Source organism: Thiocystis violacea (assembly GCF_016583565.1).
Taxonomy (GTDB): domain Bacteria; phylum Pseudomonadota; class Gammaproteobacteria; order Chromatiales; family Chromatiaceae; genus Thiorhodococcus; species Thiorhodococcus violaceus_A.
The window spans coordinates 1-1,705 of the sequence record NZ_NRRF01000183.1 but is presented as its reverse complement, the minus strand read 5'-3'; the positions used below and the strand labels follow the sequence as shown (position 1 = coordinate 1,705).

The 1,705-nt window shown below is 63.3% G+C and carries 1 protein-coding gene; it reads right to left on the bottom strand.

The features are described 5' to 3' along the window. Window positions 1-920 (bottom strand): hypothetical protein (locus CKO23_RS24580; protein ID WP_200336119.1); only part of this gene is annotated, 920 nt, incomplete at its 3' end. Window positions 921-1,705: the final 785 nt, after the last annotated feature.

Sequence of the window (1,705 nt, the reverse complement as noted above, 5' to 3'; positions counted from 1 at the left end):
GCGAAGACGCCTGCCGCATCCGCAAAGGCCATGCTCCAGCGATTCTGACCTCGATCCGTCACCTTTGCATGAATCTGCTGGAACAAGAGCCCTCCAAGCAGCGCATGTCCAAGAAGCGCCGCAAGGCTACCTGGAACGATGACTACCGCGCTAAGGTTGTGTTTGGTTGAGAATTTATACGCGCTCGCCCTGCTCGCCTGTTCCTGCTGAAACAACGTGATTCCCTTGTGTAGGTCGCTGCCATGATCGGCGACGATCTGCATCGGCGGCCCGGTGCGTTCGGCGACGTTGCGCAGAATCGACGCGACCCACGCTCCGGTGCTGTGCGTCGTCACCTCCACGGCGAGCACCTGCATGGCGTGATGATCAGGGCTGTAACCGGTCTTGACCAAGCGGCTGGCGGGGATGCCCAGGATCACCAGACACTTCGAGGCCCCAAGTCCCAGCGTATGATCGGCGACGAAAATCCAATCCTCGCGTCGTTCCGGCGACGACTGGAGGATCGCCAACCCGCAGCGGTAGACCCAGTTGAGCACCGTAGTATGAGCCGGCACGCTCACCGGCAACCACGGCGTCAACAGGCTCAGCACGTGAGGCACCCCACGGCTGCCGAGCCCGGCCTCCAGGTACATCCGCAGCGTCAACTGCATGACCAGCAGCGAATGATGATGACCGGGTGGAGGCACACGGACGAGACGCTCGACGGTTTCCGGCGATTCACCTTCGCCCTCGGCCGCCGAGTCGTCCCGTGCCGCCAGTGCCCGGTCTTTCCAATACGCACGACTCGCTTCCAGATCGCGGATCTTGACCTGGGCCGCGCGCAGACGCCGCTGCTTATCCAGGGCTTTGGCTTTCCACGCATCGCGCGATTTCAGGAACAGGCGGGCCAATCGGGTGATGGGGGTTTTAAAGGTGTCCATCGGTGAGCGCCGGCGCAGATTCGGGGGCCGAGGAGGATGACGCCAAGGATGCGGGGAAGCGACGGGGCTGTCGAGGGCGACCCGCGCGAGGACAAGGGGCGCGTCACGTCCCGCGTGCTCGCGACACGATACCGGCATGAGTCATTTGGCGCCTTCTTGCGTCAGATTGAACTCCCTAGCAAGGTGCTCATGCCCAATCTGGCGAAGATCGAATTGGGTCAATCAAGGGGAGGCGCTGGGAGCGCGCCGCATCGCGCAAAATCGATGCGACTCACCCCTCCCGCCGCAAGAGCAAATGCATCAAAGATACACGAAACGAGCTCCACCGAACAAGGGCGACAGCGCTGCCGGGTGCGACCGCAACTGATGCCTGGCGTCGGTTGGACCGAGGCACGCGGCCCATCGAAAGGGTGCATGTTGGGCCTCCTAGCGTCGGCCCAACCTACGGCAGCTGGCCGGCGCGCATCACTTCTGGTCGCATCCAGCGCTGCCGATGCCGGTGGGAGCGGCGCCCCGCCGCGATCGAACGGTGGTCGCCGCGCCCGTCATCCCGGGGCGGGGCTCCCACTTGAATCGACCGAACCAGGTATCTCTCAAGGACCAACGCCACCGCACCCGGGGCCGCGCCTTGATGTGTTCGTGAATCACCCGTGGCGGACAGGGCAATCGCATCAAACTATTAGCGAGTACTGTTGGATAATCGCGATGGTGTCGGTAACACTTGGCGGTCGTTTTCCCGCTGGTGAGATGCCGCCGATGCCTGAGATGACCCTGGACCGCTCGCT